The organism is Thiomonas sp. TH-17, assembly GCF_057473305.1.
The window spans coordinates 1-16,967 of record NZ_JBYCKI010000213.1; the positions used below are offsets into that span (position 1 = coordinate 1).

General features: G+C 64.9%; 18 protein-coding genes. 13 read left to right on the forward strand and 5 right to left on the reverse strand.

Going from position 1 to position 16,967, the window contains the following annotated elements:
* Together AC2VLV_RS12720 and AC2VLV_RS12725 are read left to right on the forward strand one after the other, a co-directional pair.
* A partial coding sequence (locus AC2VLV_RS12720; RefSeq protein ID WP_486990338.1) for a F0F1 ATP synthase subunit epsilon occupies nt 1-290 on the forward strand: 290 nt, incomplete at its 5' end.
* Between the two features lie 267 nt (nt 291-557).
* Nucleotides 558-1,715, forward strand: coding sequence for a septal ring lytic transglycosylase RlpA family protein (locus AC2VLV_RS12725; protein ID WP_486990339.1), 1,158 nt, complete (start codon nt 558-560; stop codon nt 1,713-1,715).
* Nucleotides 1,716-1,793: 78 nt separating this feature from the next.
* Here AC2VLV_RS12725 and AC2VLV_RS12730 read toward each other — a convergent pair whose 3' ends face one another.
* The gene (locus tag AC2VLV_RS12730) at nt 1,794-2,174 is read right to left on the reverse strand and encodes a PsiF family protein (protein ID WP_486990340.1); all 381 of its coding nucleotides are present in this window, start codon (nt 2,172-2,174) and stop codon (nt 1,794-1,796) included.
* A 169-nt stretch (nt 2,175-2,343) separates the two neighbouring features.
* Here AC2VLV_RS12730 and argS point away from each other — a divergent pair, with 169 nt between their 5' ends.
* The 7 genes from argS (at nt 2,344) to AC2VLV_RS12765 (ending at nt 9,553) form a co-directional block, all read left to right on the forward strand.
* Complete coding sequence (argS, locus tag AC2VLV_RS12735; protein ID WP_486990341.1) at nt 2,344-4,098, forward strand: arginine--tRNA ligase; 1,755 nt, start codon at nt 2,344-2,346, stop codon at nt 4,096-4,098.
* 52 nt (nt 4,099-4,150) lie between these two features.
* Entirely contained in the window at nt 4,151-4,777 is a 627-nt protein-coding gene (locus AC2VLV_RS12740) for an SPOR domain-containing protein (protein WP_486990342.1), read from the forward strand.
* 35 nt (nt 4,778-4,812) lie between these two features.
* A complete protein-coding gene (locus AC2VLV_RS12745; RefSeq protein ID WP_486990343.1) occupies nt 4,813-5,478 on the forward strand; it encodes a thiol:disulfide interchange protein DsbA/DsbL in 666 nt (221 codons plus the stop codon).
* A gap of 122 nt (nt 5,479-5,600) precedes the next feature.
* Complete coding sequence (lptA, locus tag AC2VLV_RS12750; protein WP_486990344.1) at nt 5,601-6,245, forward strand: lipopolysaccharide transport periplasmic protein LptA; 645 nt, start codon at nt 5,601-5,603, stop codon at nt 6,243-6,245.
* A gap of 44 nt (nt 6,246-6,289) precedes the next feature.
* Nucleotides 6,290-7,096 carry an LPS export ABC transporter ATP-binding protein gene (gene lptB / locus AC2VLV_RS12755; protein WP_486990354.1) on the forward strand — a complete coding sequence of 269 codons (807 nt, stop codon included), beginning with the start codon at nt 6,290-6,292 and terminating at the stop codon, nt 7,094-7,096.
* Between the two features lie 6 nt (nt 7,097-7,102).
* A complete protein-coding gene (locus AC2VLV_RS12760; RefSeq protein WP_486990345.1) occupies nt 7,103-8,623 on the forward strand; it encodes an RNA polymerase factor sigma-54 in 1,521 nt (506 codons plus the stop codon).
* 120 nt (nt 8,624-8,743) lie between these two features.
* A complete protein-coding gene (locus AC2VLV_RS12765) occupies nt 8,744-9,553 on the forward strand; it encodes a COG4705 family protein (RefSeq protein WP_486990346.1) in 810 nt (269 codons plus the stop codon).
* On the opposite strand, the gene AC2VLV_RS12770 is transcribed toward AC2VLV_RS12765, so the two are convergent.
* Nucleotides 9,539-11,095: a CYTH and CHAD domain-containing protein gene (locus AC2VLV_RS12770; protein WP_486990347.1), complete on the reverse strand. Its 1,557-nt coding sequence runs from the start codon at nt 11,093-11,095 to the stop codon at nt 9,539-9,541. The two genes, AC2VLV_RS12765 and AC2VLV_RS12770, sit on opposite strands and share 15 nt — an antisense overlap.
* Nucleotides 11,096-11,225: 130 nt before the next feature.
* Between AC2VLV_RS12770 and AC2VLV_RS12775 the strand changes: the two genes are divergently transcribed.
* From AC2VLV_RS12775 to AC2VLV_RS12790, 4 genes are all read left to right on the forward strand, one after another.
* Nucleotides 11,226-12,185, forward strand: a complete 960-nt coding sequence (locus tag AC2VLV_RS12775) for a UDP-2,3-diacylglucosamine diphosphatase (RefSeq protein ID WP_486990348.1) — start codon at nt 11,226-11,228, stop codon at nt 12,183-12,185.
* Between the two features lie 74 nt (nt 12,186-12,259).
* The gene (locus AC2VLV_RS12780) at nt 12,260-13,300 is read left to right on the forward strand and encodes a glycosyltransferase family 4 protein (protein ID WP_486990355.1); all 1,041 of its coding nucleotides are present in this window, start codon (nt 12,260-12,262) and stop codon (nt 13,298-13,300) included.
* Nucleotides 13,301-13,304: 4 nt separating this feature from the next.
* Complete coding sequence (locus tag AC2VLV_RS12785) at nt 13,305-13,727, forward strand: diacylglycerol kinase (protein ID WP_486990349.1); 423 nt, start codon at nt 13,305-13,307, stop codon at nt 13,725-13,727.
* Between the two features lie 54 nt (nt 13,728-13,781).
* Nucleotides 13,782-14,234, forward strand: a complete 453-nt coding sequence (locus AC2VLV_RS12790; protein ID WP_486990350.1) for a nuclear transport factor 2 family protein — start codon at nt 13,782-13,784, stop codon at nt 14,232-14,234.
* Nucleotides 14,235-14,241: 7 nt separating this feature from the next.
* Here AC2VLV_RS12790 and corA read toward each other — a convergent pair whose 3' ends face one another.
* From corA to AC2VLV_RS12805, 3 genes are all read right to left on the reverse strand, one after another.
* Nucleotides 14,242-15,207 (reverse strand): magnesium/cobalt transporter CorA, encoded by a 966-nt coding sequence (gene corA, locus AC2VLV_RS12795; RefSeq protein WP_486990351.1) that lies wholly within the window; start codon nt 15,205-15,207, stop codon nt 14,242-14,244.
* 9 nt (nt 15,208-15,216) lie between these two features.
* Nucleotides 15,217-16,428 (reverse strand): patatin-like phospholipase family protein, encoded by a 1,212-nt coding sequence (locus AC2VLV_RS12800; protein WP_486990352.1) that lies wholly within the window; start codon nt 16,426-16,428, stop codon nt 15,217-15,219.
* A 52-nt stretch (nt 16,429-16,480) separates the two neighbouring features.
* Nucleotides 16,481-16,967, reverse strand: a 487-nt coding sequence (locus AC2VLV_RS12805) for an MBL fold metallo-hydrolase (RefSeq protein ID WP_486990353.1), incomplete at its 5' end; no start/stop codon positions are given.

The window sequence follows — 16,967 nt, forward strand, 5'->3', positions numbered from 1 at the left end:
CGGTGCGCATCGAATTGGTCGAAGCCAATGCCACCGGCAGCAAGGAGGAGTTCGTCTTTGTCGCAGGCGGCATTCTTGAAGTGCAGCCCAAGCGAGTCACCGTGCTGGCCGATACCGCCATTCGCGGCAAGGATCTCGACGAGGCCAAAGCCAACGAGGCCCTGAAAGCCGCTCAGGACGCGCGCGCACACGCCAAAGAGGCGCAGGACGTCGCCGTGGTCGAGGGCGAACTGGCCATGCTGGCCGCTCAACTTGCTGCGATTCGCAGGCTTCGTGGCCGAGCGCACTGAGAGCCCCCAGGACCGGGCTGCGCCCAGCCCGCCCCCCGTGGGGGATGAGGCCCGCGGCTCCAAGCTGCCCTGCGGTAGCTTGGACGGAGCCGAATCCGAGCAGCTTGCAAGCTGCGAGGTGAACAAGGAAACTTGGGACGGCCCTACGTTTCCTTGAGTTTGCGTGGGTCAACCGTTGCAAAAGAACAGCCCGCTCACGCGGGCTGTTTTGTTTTGCGCTTCGCCGCCATTACGATGAACTGGACGAGAGCAATGTGGAGCCGGTGAATGAGCGCAGGTGAGGGCGTATGGATGACAGCTCAAGGAGGTTGGGACAGCGGGCAGCGCCTACCTGGCCCTCTGCTGGCCGCTGCACTGCTGCTGGGATTGGCCCTGGGGGGCTGCGCCAGTGCGCCGCAGCGCAGCGTTTCAAGCGGGGCGCCAGTCAATGCCCTGGCTGGCTGCCATGCTCCACCGCCCAATCTGCGTGCGGCCTACAACCGCACTTATACCGTGCGGGGCCGCAGCTACAGCCCCTTGCGCAGTGCTGAGGGTTACGACGAAGTGGGCATCGCCTCCTGGTACGGCTGGGAGTCGGGCACCACCACGTCGATGGGGACGCGTTTCAACCCGCGCGACTTTTCGGCAGCCAGCCGCGTTTTGCCGCTCCCAACCTGCGTTCAGGTGACCAACCTCGACAACGGGCTGAGCGCTCTGGTGCTGGTCAATGATCGGGGCCCATTTGTCAGCGGACGTTTGCTCGATTTGTCGATGGGCGCAGCGCAGGCTCTGGGCGTAACCCGAACGGGAACGGCGCGCGTGCGTATCGTGGCCCTGCCCGAAGGGGCCAACGCCCCCTTGCAAGTCGCGCAGGCGGCCACGCCGCAGCCGTCGCCGCAAACCAGGTCAGCACCTGTCGTGAGCCCGCCATCCACTCCCTTGTCAGATCAGCCGGCGTTTGCGGCGCAACAGTTCGCGGCGTTGTCTGTCGCGCAGGCGCCGTCGGGGCAAACGCCCGATGCGAGCTTGCCCCAGCAGGCGCCAGAGCCTGCGCCCATCGAAGTGCAGGCGTTGCCGCCGCTCACGACCGCTTCATTGTCAACCCCTGTGCCTGACGCCTCTGACCCACAGGCAGCGATGCTTGCCGCTGCCACAAGCGCTCAGCCGCCGATGCCGCAGCCCGCGTTGGCCTTGCCCGCAAACTCCGCTTCACCGCAAAACTATGTGCAGACTGGCGCGTTCACGCTGGAAGTCAATGCCGAGGCGGAAAAAGCGCGTCTGCAGGCCGCGGGCATCGACGACGTACTGGTGGTGCCCGGCTATATCCGGGGTCAGACGTTCTATCGTGTGCAGATCGGACCGATCACAGGCGCCGCACTGGATGCCACGCTAGTGCAGAAATTGCAGGGACTGGGTTTGAGCGGCTATTCCGTGGTGCAGCAGTAGCGGTTTATTTTGTGGGCCCAAGATCGCCCATGAAAAACGCACCCGAAGGTGCGTGCAAACCGCGTGCAAGCGTTTGAATTACTTCTTGCGCAGGCATTCACTCATGAATTTTTTACGCTCTTCGCCCTTCATGCCTTTGGCCTTGGCATCTTTGCTGCAGAACGACATCTTCTCTTGCTGAGGGGTCAGCTTCTTTTCGCCGGCAGCGGCTTTGTGTTCTGCTTTGCGTTCAGGCTTGGCGGCTTCTTTGCTAGCAGGCTTGGCTGTTTCGGCTGCGGCTGCGGGCTTGCTGGCCAGGCACTCTTTCATGAAGGTCTTGCGGGCCTCGCCGGTCTTTCCGGTGGCTTCCTTGTTGCATTGGGCCATGCGGCTTTGCTGCGGCGTGCCTTGAGCTTGAGACAGCACAGGCAGGGCCATCAGACCCAGGGCGAGACCGAGGGTGGCGATCAGTTTTTTCATCATTCCTCCAAGTTGTGTTGTGACCGTACCGCAGTAGGCGGTTGCGCGATCAAGCCGTGCAACGAAAGGTTGCTAACCGGCAAATCATTACACCATACGGTTGTGCGGGCGCGAAGAACGGCGACAGGCCCATAAAATGCCGACTTTGCGTCTTCACAACATTCCCATAATGATCGAATTCACCGCGCGGTTGACCACGGCGCTGCAACAAGCGGCAACGGCCCTGCAGCCCGAGTTTTCAGGCTCTATCGAACTCAGCCGTCCGCGCAGCGACGATCATGGCGAATTAGCCAGCAATCTGGCGATGCAACTGGCCAAACCGCTCAAACGCAATCCGCGCGATGTGGCCCTGCAAATCATCGACGTGCTGAGCGCAAATGCTGACTTGGCTGAACGCATCGCCCGAACTGAAATCGCCGGGCCCGGATTCATCAACTTTCACCTCCATCCTGCGGTGCTGCAGCAGGTGATAGTGGAAGTCGAGCAGGGTGCGGCGGTGTTCGGGCATTCACGCGCGGGGCGCGAGCAGCCCATGCTGGTGGAGTTTGTTTCGGCCAATCCGACCGGGCCGTTGCATGTGGGGCATGGTCGCCAGGGGGCGTTGGGCGATGCCATTGCCGCCGTGCTGACCACACAGGGCTGGGCGGTGCAGCGCGAGTTTTATTACAACGACGCCGGGGTGCAGATCCAGACGCTTGCGCTGTCGGTTCAGGCTAGGGCGCGTGGGTACAAGCCGGGTGATGCGCAATGGCCCGAGTCGGCCTACAACGGCGACTACATCGCCGACATCGCGCAGGATTTTCTGGCGCGCGAATCGGTACCAGACGATCAGGGTCAGCCCATCGTGGCCAATGGTCAAGCCGACGATCTGGACAATATCCGCCGTTTTGCCGTGGCCTATCTGCGCCGTGAGCAGGACCTCGATCTCAAGACTTTTGGCATTCGGTTCGACAACTATTACCTCGAATCCAGCCTCTACACCGATGGCCGGGTGCAAGACGCGGTGCAGCGCTTGCAGGCCTCGGGCCACACCTACGAGCAGGACGGCGCGTTGTGGCTGCGCACGACGCAATACGGCGACGACAAGGACCGCGTGATGCGCAAGTCCGACGGCACCTACACCTACTTCGTTCCCGATGTGGCCTACCACCTGGCCAAATGGCAGCGCGGGTTTCACCGCGCGGTGAACATTCAGGGCTCGGATCATCACGGCACCATCGCGCGGGTGCGCGCCGGGCTGCAGGCGCTCGACCTGGGCATTCCCGCCGGTTATCCCGACTATGTGCTGCACAAAATGGTCACGGTGATGCGGGGCGGGCAGGAGGTAAAAATCTCCAAGCGCGCAGGCAGTTATGTGACCGTGCGAGACCTGATCGAATGGTCGGGCGGCGTGCGCGACGACATGAGCGACGACGAGCGTCAGGCGGCTTTGCAGCGAGGGCGCGACGCCGTGCGCTTTTTTCTCGTTTCGCGCAAGGCCGATACCGAATTCGTGTTCGACGTCGACCTCGCCCTGGCGCAAAGCGACGAAAACCCGGTTTACTACGTGCAATATGCCCACGCCAGGGTGAACTCGGTGTTCGAACAATGGGCCAATCGTGCCCCGCAAGATGCCGCGCAGCCCACGCTCATCGAGCAAGCCGACTTGTCTTTGCTGACCGCACCGCGCGAACGGGCGCTGCAACTCGCGCTTGCACGCTATCCGCAAGTCCTGGCCGCGGCGGCGCAAGAACTGGCGCCGCATCAGGTGGCCTTCTACCTGCGCGATCTGGCCGCCGATTTCCACGCTTTCTACAACGCCGAACGCGTGCTGGTCGACGAACTTCCCCTGCGGCATGCGCGCCTGCGACTGCTGCGCGCCGTACGTCAGGTGATGCACAATGCACTCGCCGTGCTCGGCGTGAGCGCGCCGCAGCGCATGTGAGCGCCACGGCGCGTCCGCAGGGCTTCATCGACAACGCACACTCCTGTCTTCCATGTCAAAACGCACCACACTCCGCGGCCAGTTCGGCGGCACCGTGATCGGCCTGATCGTCGGCCTGGTCATCGGCCTGGGTATCGCCCTCGGCGTTGCTCTTTACATCACCAAGGCGCCGCTGCCCTTCATGAATCGATTCCAGGAGCGCCCCGCCAGTGCGGCTTCCGGAGCGAGCAACTGGAATCCCAATCAGGGCTTGAGTGGCGCAACCGCCGCGCCGCCGGCGGGCAGCGGTTCCATGCCCGTGACAGTGGCGAGCAAGCCGCTGTCTCCTCAGGCGCTGGCCAAACTGGGGCAGCCCGCTGCGGGAGCCTCGCAGGCGGCCCTTGCGCCAACGACGGGTGGCGTGACAACCCCGGCCGCCCCGACTAAACCGGCCGCCCAAGGCCCCGTGCAGTATGTGCTGCAGGTCGGGGCGTACAGCACGCGTGAAGACGCTGAGCGTCAGCGCGCCAAGGTGGCCCTGATCGGTCAGGAAGCGCATGTGGACGAGCGCGTTGTCAACGGGCGCACCTTGTATCGCGTTCGAGTAGGGCCGTTCACCTCGGCGCAGCAGGCCGAGCAGACGCAGAAACTTCTGGGTGATAACGGGGTTCAAACCGCCCTGATGCGCACCAGTTCATAAAACCATTCTCTGATCTTCAAACCAAAGGACGACTCATGTTTCAACGCTGGCTTTCCGTGGTGTTCATGGTGTTTTCAATGGGCTTTCTTGCCGCGGGCGCGCAGGCGCAGACGCCTGCCAAGAGCAGCCCGTTCAACGAGGGTTTTGCCTACAACCGTCTGGCTGTACCGCAGCCGGTGAGCCCGTCAGACAAAATCGTGGTGTACGAGTTTTTCTGGTACGACTGTCCGCACTGCGCCGACTTCGACCCCCTGCTCGAAGCCTGGCAGAAAAAACTGCCCGCCGGGGTGGTGCTCGAGCGCGTGCCCGTCGCTTTTTCTCCCCAGTTCGTGCCGCAACAGCATCTCTATTACGCACTGAAAGCGCTGGGCAAGCTCAACGATGCGATGCAGGCCAATATTTTCAACGCCATCCACAAACAGCACATTCCTCTGGGCACGGCCGATCAGATGGCCAACTGGCTGGCGCAGCAGGGCATTCCCAAAAAAGCGTTCCTGGATGCCTACAACTCGTTCGGCGTGAATGCGCAAGTCCGGCAGGCCACGCAAATGGTGACGGACTATCAGATCGGTGGGGTGCCGACCATGGCGGTTCAGGGCACCTACACCACTTCTGCGGCGCTGCCTGAAGCCAATAACAACAAGAAGGTGCTTGAGGTTGTGGACTACCTGATCAAAAAGGTGCAGGCGGAGAAGAAGTAAGCGCTTCGCCCTGCCGTATCTCAACACTGCCCGCATACCGCGGGCAGTGTTTTTTGAGCCCCGCAAAATTGCTGCGAAAACGCGCAGCCTTGCCCTAGAATGACCCGACTAAAGCAAAACCCATGCCGATGAAACGAGTGGTCCGAATCCTGTTGTTGACCCTGCTGTGTGCGCCGAGCCTGGCGCTGCCCGTGCTTGCGGCGCAGACCGACCGGAACCAGCCGATTCACATCGAGGCTGACGCCATGCGGTACGACGACGTGCACCAGACCAGTGTGTTTACCGGCAACGTGGTCGTCACCAAGGGTTCTCTGGTGCTGCGCGCCGCCACGGTCGATGTGCGCCAGGCGCCGGACGGCTATCAGTACGCGACGGCGATCGCCGCGCCGGGCCAGTTGGCCACCTTTCAGCAACAACTCGATGGGGCGCCCGGCCAGCCCGCGCAAACCATGGACGGCGCCGCGCAGCGCATCGAATACGACGGCAAGACCGATGTGGTGACGCTGCGTGGCCAAGCCATGCTCAGCCGACTGATCGACGGCAAGTTGGCCGACCGCAGCCAGGGCAATGTGATTGCCTACAACCAGATCACCGATGTGTTCACCGTCGAAGGCGGTGCGCAGGGCGCGACGGCCACCAATCCTGGCGGGCGGGTGCGGGTGATGTTGACGCCGCAGCCCGCCGCCCCATCTGCACCATCCGCGCCGTCGGCGCCCAAATCGCCTCCCGCGCTTAAAGTCGCCCCGAAGCTGGGGACGCAGCCTTGAGCGTCCAGCCGCATTCCGTTGGACAGACCGTGGTGCGGGGTGGCCTGGAGCCCGTCGCCCCGACGGAAGCCGCGCGGACGCCTTCAGCCCCTTCGACACGCGCGGCAACTGGCCCGGAGCTCGACGTTCAGCATCTGCAGAAACGCTATGCCGGTCGGCAGGTGGTGCGCGACGTCAGCTTCAGCGTGCGTTGCGGCGAGGTGGTCGGCCTGCTGGGGCCGAACGGCGCAGGCAAGACCACGTCGTTCTACATGATCGTTGGCCTGGTGCGGCCCGACGCGGGGCGCATCCACATCGACGGCCAGGACGTGAGCGATTCTCCGATGCATCGCCGTGCGCGCATGGGGCTGTCGTATTTGCCGCAGGAGGCGTCGATCTTCCGCCGCATGACGGTGGCCGAGAACGTGCGGGCGGTGCTGGAGCTGCAGCGCGACGCGCAAGGGCGCCGCCTGGGCAAGGCTGAAATCCGCGAGCGCGAAGATCATCTCTTGCGCGAGCTGCACGTCGAGCATCTGCGCGACAGCCCCGCCCCGGCGCTTTCGGGCGGCGAGCGGCGGCGGGTGGAAATCGCGCGCGCACTCGCCACGCAGCCGCGCTTCATCCTGCTCGACGAGCCGTTTGCCGGCATCGACCCGATTGCGGTCATCGAGATCCAGCGCATCGTGCAGTTCCTGAAAGAGCAGGGCATCGGCGTGCTGATCACCGACCACAATGTGCGCGAAACGCTGGGCATCTGTGACAGGGCCTGCATCATCAGCGAAGGGCAGGTGCTGGCGCAGGGCGATCCGCAATCCATCATCGACAACCCCGCGGTGCGCAAGGTGTACCTCGGTGAAAACTTCCGCATGTAAGCCGCGATGAAGCCCTCGCTGAATCTGCGCCTGTCCCAGCATCTCGCGCTCACGCCGCAGTTGCAGCAGTCCATCCGGCTGCTGCAACTCTCCACCCTCGAGCTCACGCAGGAAATCGAGGGCCTGCTCGAATCCAATCCCTTCCTCGAACCTGAAGAAGAGCAAGAGGCGCCTGCTGCCGCGCCGACATCCGAGTCGCCGCAGCCTTTGACGCCCGACCCGTCTCAGGTGTCGGTCGACGGGCATGACACCGCCACCGAGCCCGCCGCGGAGCTGCAACTCGACACGCAGGACTGGACGGCCAGCAGCGGCGAAACCGATCACGGTGCGGATACCGATGCCGACGCCGACTCCTGGGTCAGTTCAGGCCAGTCCGCCAGCGGGGGCGGGGGTGACGACGACGAATTCAGCGCGCTCGACATTGCCTCCGAACACCTCGATCTGCGCGACCATTTGCGCGGTCAATTGGCCGGGCTCGCGCTGAGCGCCACCGACCGCGCGGCCGCCGAAGCCATCATCGACTCGCTCGACGACGACGGCTATCTGCCCGACACCCCGCTGGAACTGGCGCAGGCCCTCGCCCCCGCGGCAGACGCCGAGCAGATCGAAGACCTGGCCGATGCGCTCACCACGGCCATGCGCCTGATCCAGAGCTTCGACCCGGCCGGCGTGGCCGCCCACGACCTGCCCGATTGTCTCCGCCTGCAGCTTCAGCGCCAGCCGTCTTGCCCCGTGCGCGAACTCGCCTTGCAGATTTGCCGCGGCGGCCATCTCGATCTGCTGGCCAAGCGCGACTGGCGCAAGCTCGAACGCCTGCTCGAAGCCGATGAGGCCGCGTTGCGCCTGGCGCAGCAACGCATCGCCCAGCTCGATCCCCATCCCGGTGGCGCCTTCCGCCGCGATGCCGCGCAGGCCGTGACCCCCGATGTGATCGCCCGCAAGACGCCGCAAGGCTGGATGGCGCAGCTCAACGCCGAGGTCATGCCCCGGCTGCGGGTGAACCAGATCTATGCCGACGCCATGCGCCGCGCCCGCGACAGCGGCAGCGCCATGCAGGGACAGCTTCAGGAGGCGCGCTGGTTCGTGAAAAACGTGCAGCAGCGTTTCGAGACCATTCAGCGCGTGTCGCAGACCATCGTCGAGCGCCAGCAGCGGTTTTTCGACTTCGGCCCCGTGGCGATGCGGCCCATGGTGCTGCGCGAAATCGCCGACGAACTCGGGCTGCACGAATCGACCATCTCGCGCGTGACCACGCAGAAATTCATGCTCACGCCCTTCGGCACCGTCGAGCTGAAGTATTTCTTCGGCTCTGGTCTGAGCACCGAGGCGGGGGGCAACACCTCATCCACCGCGGTACGCGAACTCATCCGCCGCCTGGTGGCCGAAGAAGACAGCGCCAAACCCCTGTCGGACAGCGAACTCGCCGAACGCCTCACGCAGCAAGGCGTGCAGGTGGCGCGGCGCACCGTGGCCAAATACCGCGAAGCGCTGCGCATCGCCCCGGCGAACCTGCGCAAGAGTGGCTGAGGGCCCGCAGCCCTTAGCGGAGCAAGTCGCTCACCTTGCGCTAAGTCGCCCTCTCCAGAATGCCGTTGTCGCGTCACACGCGACGCCACAACAACGCAAACGGCATTCAGGGAGTTCATCATGCAAAACGCAGCAAAAGCCGCGCAGCCCGATTGGGCGCTGGCGGTCAAGGTTCCGGTCGTCATCACGCTTTACTTCTGGCTGATCAAAATCATGGCCACCACGGTGGGCGAAACCGCCGCAGACTATCTGGCCGTGGACCTGCATCTGGGCCTGGTTGCCACCAGCGCGGTGATGACCCTCTTGTTCATCGGTGTGCTGGCGGTGCAGATGCGCGCCAGCCGTTACATTCCCTGGCTTTACTGGCTGACTGTGACTCTCATCAGCGTGGTGGGCACATTGGTCACCGACAATCTGACCGATCAGTTGGGCGTGCCGCTGCCGGTGAGCACAGCCCTGTTTGCGGGGGCCTTGCTGGCGACGTTTGTGATCTGGTGGGCCAGCGAGCGCAATCTGTCCATCCACAGCATTGCCACGCCAAAACGAGAAGGGTTTTACTGGGCGACGATTCTGTTCACCTTTGCGCTGGGTACTGCCGGCGGCGATCTGGCCGCTGAGCGGCTGCAACTCGGCTATGCCTTGTCGGCCTTGCTGTTTGGCGGCGCCATAGCGCTGACGGCAGCGGCCTACTACCTCTTCAAAGCCAGCGCCGTGTCCACGTTCTGGATTGCCTACATCCTCACCCGTCCGCTGGGAGCGACGTTGGGTGACTGGTTGTCCAAACCCGGTGCTGAAGGAGGGCTCGGTCTGGGAACCATGGGAACCAGCGCCCTGTTCCTGGTCGCGATTCTGGCCCTGGTGATTTACCTCACTGCGACACGGCGGGACCAGTTGCAGGTGAGTTCAACCCCAAGTTCAACCCTCGCCTGACTTCCCGCGGGCGGCCTGGAGCGCGCGCTGCAAGCCGGTGCGAGCCTGCTTGAAGGCATCGTGTATGGCCTGTTCGCTGAACGCGTTGGCCTGTGATGGCTGAGGGGTTTGGTCGCTGATCATCCAGCGCGCCAGTCGCAGGGTGTCGAGCGCTTCGCCCAGGTCGGTTTGCAGGGCGCTGGTGAGTTTGAGCCAGGCTTTGCCTTCGTCGCCCAGCGACTGGCCGATCCAGGGGGCCAGCCATTCCAGCGCGTAACGCAACTGCTTGGCGCGCAGGCGCAGGGTGTGCAGCGCGGTCCAGGGGGCGTCGAGCGGGGTCGCGGCGAGGCCGTCCCAGATGGCCAGCAGTTCGGCCCAGCGCTGCGGGTGCAAATGCAGATCGTCGCGGTGAAAGCGCAGCAGACGCCGGGCCAGTTGTTCGGTGGACATCCCGGCGGCAATGATCTGGCCGCCGCTCCAGCACTCGGCCCAGCGCGTCTGCGCCAGCAGCACGCGGCCGAAGCGGGCGCTGCGCAGATAGGTCAGCAGGGCTTGAAGACGCGCCTCGCGGCGTTGGGCGAGGCCGTCGCGCACGGGGGCGGGTGTGCTGTCGGGCGCGCTGACGTGTTCAAGGCAGACGTCGACATCGCGTACCGCGCCCAGCAGTTGCCCGGCCCAGCGCCATTCGTCGCGCAGCCAGCGGCAGGCCGCGCGTTGCGATTTCGGCCCCGTGGTCTGGAGCAGCCGCAGCAGCACCCGCAGTCGGCGCAACTGCAGCCGCATCTGGTGCACGGTTTCGGGCAGGGCCTTGTCGTGCAACAGGTCGGCGCCGACGGAAATGACGGCGGCTGCCTGCTGAAGCACGTCGGCCACGGCCTGTCCGCCCTGTTCATGCGGGGGCAGTTCGCGGGCAAGTGCGGGCAGTTGCAGCGTGGCGGCGCCTGCGGCAATTGCCGCGAGTTGAACCTTGCTGACGGGGGAGATCCGCAGCGGCAGGTCTTGCGCCAGGGCCCAGGCGAGGTCGAAAGCGTGGAGCCAATGGCCGCTGATGAACTCGATCTCCAGTTCGCTGATCAAGAGGCTGGGGGCGAGAGGGGTGATGCCGCCGAGCGCCTGTCCGTCATCGAGGCAGACTTCGAGTTGCGAGCCTTCCCAATCGACCTGCCAGAGAGTGCGCTGCACCCGTGTGCCGAGCACCGCCTGCAACTGACTGGCGAGCGCATCAAGGTCGCCCAGGCTGGCCAGTGGCGTCTGGCTCAGGCCTTGCAGCGACGCGGCCTCGGGCGTGTCGGCGTCGATGTCGAATTCCCATTCGCCGCGTGCGAGCTGCAGGCCCTGCGCTGGACTGCTCTTGAGGGTGAGAATGCGCCGCCCGTCACCCGGATGCCGTACCCGCAGGGCCAGGCCAGCCTGACGCAGGGTGTGCGCTGGGGTGTCGAAGTACCAGGTTTGCAGCGCCTGAACGCGGGGCGGCTGCGCCATCGATCGCAAGACCGGGTGGCGGCGCACGGCATCAAACAGGGCGGGATCGAGTCGGAATTTGAGTTCGCGTTCCTGGCTCATGGCGAGGGATGGTCCGTGGGGATGATGCCGTCATTTGACCCGCTCCCTGCGCGTGAAACAAGTCACGGCGTCAAGTGAGCGGCGACATTTTTTCGTGACATTCACCAGATTGACATATTGAGGCTATGCAATGCGCGACATGGTGATCGAAACCCTGTCCCGAATGATGCGCAGCAGTGCCGTGATTCCGCAAGACGGCGCCCCGGCTGAAACCTTGCGCGCGGCTGCCCACATCGACGCCCCGCAAGTCGGCGTTGAAGGCGAGCCGGAGTTGAAATGGCGCACCCTGTGGCTGTCCGACATTCACCTCGGCACGCGCGACTGCAAGGCGCCACAGCTCCTTGAGTTCCTGCGCCATTGCAGCGCCGACACCATCTATCTGGTGGGCGACATCATCGACGGCTGGCAGCTCAAGAAAAAGGGCATCTACTGGCCGCAGGCGCACAACGACGTGGTGCAGAAGCTGCTGCGCAAGGCGCGCAAGGGCACGCGGGTGGTGTTCGTGCCGGGCAACCATGACGAGTTCGCGCGGCCCTACGACGGGCTGCACTTCGGCGGTATCGAGGTCATCAATCAGGTGCGGCACGTCACCGCCGACGGCCGCACTCTGCTCATCGTGCACGGCGACCTGTTCGACAGCGTGGTGCTCTACGCCAAGTGGCTGGCGCATCTGGGCGACGCCGCCTACATGTTCACCCTCAAGCTCAATCGCTGGCTCAACCATGCGCGGCTCAAGCTCGGCCTGCCCTACTGGTCGCTGTCGCAATACCTCAAACACAAGGTGAAGGCGGCGGTGAACACCATCTCCAGTTTCGAAACGCTGCTCAGCGACGAAGCGCGCCGTCAGCAGTGCGACGGCGTGGTGTGCGGCCATATTCACCGCGCCGAACTGCGCAGCGAAGACCGGCAGATCTACGCCAACTGCGGCGACTGGGTGGAGAGCCTCACCGCGCTGGCCGAAGACTTCGACGGCCGCCTCAAGCTGCTGCACTGGAACGCCGGGCTGCAGGTGCTGGCGGAGCTGGCGCCGCAGAACGCAACGCATCCCGCCCCATTGCATCCCTCCCCCACACAACCCGCCCACGCATGATCGCCTCCGCTGTCGCTCCCCAAGTGGCCGCCGCGGCCGAAAAGCCCTGGCCCGCCGCCGCTGGCACGCCGCCGCTGCGCATCCTCATCGTCACCGACGCCTGGGAGCCGCAGGTCAACGGCGTGGTGCGCACCCTCAAGACCACCATCGGGCAGTTGCGCGACATGGGGCAGGTGGTCGAGGTGGTGGAGCCCAACAGTTTTCGCACCATTCCCTGCCCGACCTATCCTGAAATCCGCCTCAGCCTGCGGCCGCGCGCGCAGATCATGCAGCGTGTCACCGCCTTCATGCCCGACGTGGTGCATGTCGCCACCGAAGGGCCGCTGGGCCAGGCCGCGCGGCGCATCGCGCGGCGTCTGGACATTCCGCTGACCACGGCGTATCACACCCGCTTTCCCGAATACGTCCAGGCCCGCTTTCGTGTGCCGCTGGGCTGGACTTATGCCTATCTGCGCCGCTTTCACAACGCCGGCCGCGCGGTGCTGGTGCCCACCCAGGTCGTGCAGCGCGATTTGCAGGAGCATGGCTTTCGCAATGTGCGGCTGTGGTCGCGCGGGGTGGATCACCGCATGTTCTACCCGCGCGAAGGCGAACGGCTGGATGGCACGCCGCCCATCTTTCTGTACGTCGGCCGGGTGGCGGTGGAGAAGAACATCGACGCCTTCCTGCAACTTGATCTGCCGGGCACCAAATGGGTGGTCGGTGAAGGGCCGGAGATGGAGCGCATCCGCAAGCAATACCCCGGCGTGCGCTTTCTGGGCGTGCTCACGCAGGACGAACTCGCCAAGGTCTATTCCGGCGCCGATGTATTCGTGTTTCCGAGCAAGACCGACACCTTCGGGCTGGTGCTGATCGAGGCGATGGCCTGCGGCTGCCCGGTGGCGGCTTTTCCCGTGACCGGCCCTCTGGACGTGATCGGTGAAAGCCCGGCCGGGGCGCTCGACAACGACCTCAAGGCCGCCTGCCTGCGCGCCCTGCAGATTCCGCGCAGCGTGGCGCTGGCGCATGCCCGCAAATTCACCTGGGAAGCGGCCTCGCGGCAGTTTCTCGATCATCTGCGCAAGGCCGTGCGCGAGAGTAGTGCGGCAAATAGTGCGACGCAAACGGCGCACTGAACCCATGGCCCAGCAGCGCGAACGCGCGCCCCTCCCCAAGCCGGAGGCGGCGCCCAATCCCTACAAAACCCGCACCGGGCTTTCGCGCGTCTATCACGCGGGCATCAACTCCATGAGTGGCCTGCGCGCAGCGTGGCAGACCGAGTCGGCATTCCGCCAGGAGCTCACGCTGTCCCTCATCATGCTGCCGCTGGCGCTGTGGCTCGGGCGCACCTGGACCGAGCGGGCCGTGCTCGCGGGCAGCGTGCTGCTGGTGCTCATTGTCGAGCTGCTCAACACGGCCATCGAGTACACGGTCGACCGTGTTTCACTGGAGCGGCACGACCTGAGCAAGACCGCCAAAGACCTGGGCAGCGCCGCCGTGCTGCTCACCCTGCTGCTGTGCGTGCTGATCTGGGTGGCCGTGCTGCTGCCGCGCTGGGTCTGAGTCTGGCTGGGTCTGAGCCAGCATCGCAGCGCGCTCTTGCCTAAGATGGGCGTCATGGAAACCGACGCCGCCGCACCGCCTTTGCACGCCTCGCCCTTGCACCGCATTGCCCGTGTGTTCGAACAACTGCGCGCTGACCAGCTCGACGTGCTGGCGCAGGTTTACGCCCCGCAGGCCACTTTTCAAGACCCGTTCAATCGCGTGCAGGGGCTGCCCGCCATCACGGCGCAGTTTGCGCATATGTACGCCAAACTGCATGCGCCGCGCTTCGAGGTGAGCGAGGTCACCGGGCAGGCAAATGTAGGGTGGATGACCTGGGATTTTCACTTCGCCCTGCGCAAAGGCGCGTCTGCGCAGCTCGTGGCCGGTGCTACGCGCTTCGTGCTTGATGCGCAGGGGCTGGTGATTGACCACCGCGACTATTGGGACGCCTGCGATTTCTACGCCACGGTACCTGTGCTCGGCGCCGTGGTGCGACGGCTGAAACGCGCTGCCGCTGTCGGCTGAACAGGCTCTAATCGAGCCAGCCCTTTTTGCGGAAAAACCAGAAAGGCGCGATGACCGAGAACACCATTAGCGCCAGGGCGAAGGGGTAGCCGAAGCGCCAATCGAGTTCGGGCATGAGTTTGAAATTCATGCCGTAGATGCTGGCGATGAGCGTGGGCGGCAGCATGGCCACCGAGGCCACCGAAAAAATCTTGATGACCTTGTTCTGGTTGATGTTGATGAAGCCGACCGTGGCGTCCATCAGGAAGTTGATCTTGTCGAACAGAAAGGCGGTGTGGCCGTCGAGCGAGTCGAGGTCGCGCAGAATCTGCCGCGCCTCCTGCGACTGATCGGCGCCGAGATGGCGGCTTCGCAGCAGAAAGCTCAACGCCCGGCGCGTGTCCATCACATTGCGACGGATGCGGCCGTTCAGATCTTCCTGCTGCGCGATGCCGGTGAGCGCCTGCGAGGCGTCCTGGTCGCTGGGGCGCGGCTTGAGGATATGCGCGCCGATGGCCTCCAGATCGTCGTAAATGCCTTCGAGCGTGTCGGCGGAATATTCGGCGTCGGTGAGGTAGAGCGCGAGCAGTACGTCGGTGGCGTTCTCGATCAGCCCGGGCATGCGCCGCGCTCGCAGCCGCAACAGACGAAACACGGTGAGATCGTGTGTGTGGATGGAAAACAGCACGCTGCCGTGAATGATGAAGGCCACGCGCTCGTTGCGCGGACGCTCCTCGTCGCTGATGAGAAAGTCAGAACGCAGGTGGAGCTGGTTGTCGTCTTCCTCTTCGTAAAACCGCGCTGATTCTTCCAGATCCTGGTCGAGGACGTCGGCGGGGATGGTCAGGCCGAAGCGGGCCTCGACCCAGCCGAGCTCGCGCGGATCGGCCGATTCGAGATCGACCCAGACGGGCTGCAGCTCCGCGAGGCTTTGCGGGTCGCCGATCTCCTGCTGAACCAGGCGGCCATTCTTGAGGGTGAACACATTGAGCATAGGGCTGCATTATGCGCAATGCGGGTCGGGCGCGGTGGGGTTGAAAAATGCCGTGATCGCATCGCGCTGCGCCAGCGCATCGGTCCGGCCGAGATCGACCAAGGCGGAGAGGTAATCCGGCGTGAACAGCAGATAACTGGCCAGCGCCGATCCTCGGCCTGTGCCCATGCCCACCGATTGCAGCAGCAGCCGCGCGCCACGGGGCATGCTGTGCCAGTGCCGCGCGGCAATGGCGTCGATCGAGGTGGAGGGCAGCAGGGTCAGCGTGGGCAGGGCGCGGTAGGGCAGATCGGCGCGCACTTGGGGCGGCAGATCCGACAACATGCGGTTGATGCGCCCGGCCTGCTGCGCATCGGCGCGCAGGGTGTCGAGAAACACGCTGGACATGGCGTGTGCCGCAATCTCCGCCACGCTGGGGTAGGGCGGCAGATGCCGGCGCATTTGCCCCGCCTCGGGATGCGGCTCGGCGACGCCGATGGCCAGTGCGCGTTCTGCGCCCAGATGAATGGCAGGCGCCAGCGGGGCGAGCTGGCGCATGGCGCCGTCGCCAAAGTATTCCGGCCCGACTTCGCCAAACAGCGGCGTGGCGGGAAACACGAAGGGCAGGGCGCTGGAGGCCAGCAGATGCTCGACGCCGATGGGCTGCGCAATGCCCCACAGCCCCGGCCGCCGCCAGGGCTGCACCTCGGGACGGGCCTGAAAGAAGGTGATGTGCCGTCCGCTGGTATAGCTAGAGGTGGCCACAGATAGCGCGCGCAAGGCGCCGCTCTGAATCGCGGCGTCCACCGCATCGAAGTGCACCCGCCGACCCAGGGTGTCGGCCAGCGGGGTGTTGTCGAGCAGGGCGCGCGGGTTCTGCTTCCATAGCCAGCCGAACACCATCAGCCCGAGCCAGCGCGCGCCGCCGCGCAGCAGTTTCCCTGTGCCGACCTCGAAGACCTCGTGCGCCTGCAGGGTGCTCCAAAGCGTTTGCAGCTCATGCAGGGCGGCAGGCCAGTCGGCGCAGCGGCTGGCGAAATAGGCCGCATTGATCGCCCCGGCCGAGGTGCCGCACACCACGGGAAACGGGTTGCGCTGCGCGGGCCAGCCCTGCGCCTGCAGAATCTCGCCCACCCCGCCGAGCACACCGGCCTGATAGGCCGTGCGCGCCCCGCCGCCCAGCAGCACCAGGGCCGCGTTTTGCGGCGGAGGGTTGTCGGCGGATGTCGTGTTGTCAGGCATGGCGGCGTTCAAAATACCATCCTGCCGCCGCACAAACCATGCGGGAAAGGGCCTATCGCACGAAGCGGTAAACCCCGTCGTCAAACTTTCGGCGCAGTTGCCCGTCGAACCACAGCTTGTGCAGATGGGCGATGGACTCGCCCATGGCGAAGGTGATCTGGTGCACGTCCAGCGGGCGTTTGAACAGCACGGGCAGCAGGTCGGCCGCGGTTTGCGGGGTGGCGCAGGCCTGCATCACTTCGGCCAGACGCTCGCGGTGATGCTGCTGCAACTGCGCGATGCGGGCTAGGGCGCCGCGGAAGGGCAGGCCGTGCGAGGGGAAGATCAGCGTGTCGTCCGACAGCAAGGTGGCGAAGCGCGCCAGGCTATCGAGAAACTGTTGCAGCGGGTTGGACAGCGGTTCGTTGTCGTTCACGCTGATGTTGGTGGAGATGCGAGGCAGCAGCATGTCGCCGGCGATGAACAGCGCGTCTTGTTCGCAAAACAGGCTGATGTGTTCCGGCGCATGGCCGTAGCCCGCAACGCAGCGCCAGTCGCGC

What these genes read in the sequence shown, in the direction of transcription:
- AC2VLV_RS12725 (WP_486990339.1), top strand. Translation starts at nt 558, where the DNA reads ATGAGCGCAGGTGAGGGCGTATGGATGACAGCTCAAGGAGGTTGGGAC.
- AC2VLV_RS12730 (WP_486990340.1), bottom strand. Translation starts at nt 2,174, where the DNA reads ATGAAAAAACTGATCGCCACCCTCGGTCTCGCCCTGGGTCTGATGGCC.
- argS (WP_486990341.1), top strand. Translation starts at nt 2,344, where the DNA reads ATGATCGAATTCACCGCGCGGTTGACCACGGCGCTGCAACAAGCGGCA.
- AC2VLV_RS12740 (WP_486990342.1), top strand. Translation starts at nt 4,151, where the DNA reads ATGTCAAAACGCACCACACTCCGCGGCCAGTTCGGCGGCACCGTGATC.
- AC2VLV_RS12745 (WP_486990343.1), top strand. Translation starts at nt 4,813, where the DNA reads ATGTTTCAACGCTGGCTTTCCGTGGTGTTCATGGTGTTTTCAATGGGC.
- lptA (WP_486990344.1), top strand. Translation starts at nt 5,601, where the DNA reads ATGCCGATGAAACGAGTGGTCCGAATCCTGTTGTTGACCCTGCTGTGT.
- AC2VLV_RS12760 (WP_486990345.1), top strand. Translation starts at nt 7,103, where the DNA reads ATGAAGCCCTCGCTGAATCTGCGCCTGTCCCAGCATCTCGCGCTCACG.
- AC2VLV_RS12765 (WP_486990346.1), top strand. Translation starts at nt 8,744, where the DNA reads ATGCAAAACGCAGCAAAAGCCGCGCAGCCCGATTGGGCGCTGGCGGTC.
- AC2VLV_RS12770 (WP_486990347.1), bottom strand. Translation starts at nt 11,095, where the DNA reads ATGAGCCAGGAACGCGAACTCAAATTCCGACTCGATCCCGCCCTGTTT.
- AC2VLV_RS12775 (WP_486990348.1), top strand. Translation starts at nt 11,226, where the DNA reads ATGCGCGACATGGTGATCGAAACCCTGTCCCGAATGATGCGCAGCAGT.
- AC2VLV_RS12785 (WP_486990349.1), top strand. Translation starts at nt 13,305, where the DNA reads ATGGCCCAGCAGCGCGAACGCGCGCCCCTCCCCAAGCCGGAGGCGGCG.
- AC2VLV_RS12790 (WP_486990350.1), top strand. Translation starts at nt 13,782, where the DNA reads ATGGAAACCGACGCCGCCGCACCGCCTTTGCACGCCTCGCCCTTGCAC.
- corA (WP_486990351.1), bottom strand. Translation starts at nt 15,207, where the DNA reads ATGCTCAATGTGTTCACCCTCAAGAATGGCCGCCTGGTTCAGCAGGAG.
- AC2VLV_RS12800 (WP_486990352.1), bottom strand. Translation starts at nt 16,428, where the DNA reads ATGCCTGACAACACGACATCCGCCGACAACCCTCCGCCGCAAAACGCG.